The sequence below is a fragment of the Hydrogenophaga sp. NFH-34 genome (genome assembly GCF_021401345.1).
Taxonomy (GTDB): domain Bacteria; phylum Pseudomonadota; class Gammaproteobacteria; order Burkholderiales; family Burkholderiaceae_C; genus Hydrogenophaga; species Hydrogenophaga electricum.
The window spans coordinates 1-1339 of record NZ_JACBGE010000062.1 but is presented as its reverse complement, the minus strand read 5'-3'; the positions used below and the strand labels follow the sequence as shown (position 1 = coordinate 1339).

Annotated in this window: 1 protein-coding gene; it reads left to right on the top strand. The window is 60.1% G+C overall.

The genetic code is table 11. From position 1 onward, the window contains the following. The first annotated feature begins 91 nt into the window (after positions 1-91). Positions 92-1204: an IS5 family transposase gene (locus tag L0977_RS25305; RefSeq protein ID WP_234267689.1), complete on the top strand. Its 1113-nt coding sequence runs from the start codon at positions 92-94 to the stop codon at positions 1202-1204. Positions 1205-1339 lie beyond the last annotated feature (135 nt).

The following is a 1339-nucleotide window of genomic DNA, read 5'->3' as shown; positions in this document are numbered from 1 at the left end:
TAGCAGGCTGTTGAATTTCGCTCCCATAAAACCTGGCATTCAGGAGCATCGTTGTAGATACTGACTGCTCGCTCAACAAGGAGTCCAGACGATGCGAGGTTCAGACGCGATGCAGGAGTCATTGTTCACAGTGGCCAAGCTGGAAGACTTCGTACCAGCAGATCACCCATTGCGACCGATCCGTAGCCTGATCAACGAAGCGCTGGTGCGTCTGAACGGTCTGTTCAACACCATCTACGCGGACACGGGCCGCGCCTCCATCGCCCCCGAGAAGCTGTTGCGCGCCATGCTCATCCAGGTGTTCTTCTCGGTGCGCAGCGAGCGCCAGTTGGTCGAGCAGATCCGCTACAACCTGCTGTACCGCTGGTTCATTGGTCTGGCCATCGACGACGAGGTGTGGGATCACTCCAGTTTCTCCAAGAACCGCGACAGGCTGTTGGAGCACCGGGTGGTGGAGAACTTCTTCACCGAGGTGATGACTCTGGCAGACAAACGCAAGCTGCTCAGCAAAGACCACTTCTCGGTGGATGGCACCCTGATCCAGGCTTGGGCCAGCCACAAGAGTTTCACCCCCAAGGACTGCAGCGACAACGATGGCGATCCCGGTGCAGGGCCCGGACGCAATGCGCCGGCCAACTGGCACGGCAAGCCACGCAGCAACGCCACCCATGCCAGCACTACTGACCCCGACTCCCGGCTGTTCAGGAAGAGCCAGAACTCAGCGGCCATCCTGGCCTACCAGGGTCACGTGCTGATGGAGCACCGTTCAGGATTGGTGGTCGGCGCCGTGGTCACGCATGCTGATGGCTATGGCGAGCGCGCGGCCGCGCTGGCAATGCTCGATACGTTGCCAGGCAGGCACCCGCGAACGGTTGCAGCAGACAAGGCCTATGACACCCGTGACTTCGTGCAGGCGTGCCGCCAGCGGTGCGTTACTCCCCATGTAGCCAGTCACAGCACCCGCTGGGGTGGAAGTGCCATCGACGGCAGAACGACACGCCATACGGGCTATGCAATCAGCCAGACCATTCGAAAGCGCATCGAGGAGCACTTCGGTTGGGGCAAAACGGTGGGGCGCATCCGCCAGACGGTTTACCGTGGCATTGAGCGGGTAGACCAGCACTTCAAGCTGACGATGACGGCCAGCAACATCGTGCGGATGGCGCGGATATTCAGTGCGATGGGGGCAGCGGCGAGCCGATAGGCGCAACAGACAGCCTTGGCGAGCGATTGCTCGCACTGCAAGGCTGCTTCAAGTGCCAACCAAACAAGTCATCTGCCGCAGACGCTGATCGGAAGGTAGTGCTTTCACTCGAAAACGCTGAATTTCAACAGCCTG

Excerpts from the sequence above, each read along its gene's own strand:
- L0977_RS25305 (WP_234267689.1), top strand. The coding sequence starts at position 92 with ATGCGAGGTTCAGACGCGATGCAGGAGTCATTGTTCACAGTGGCCAAG.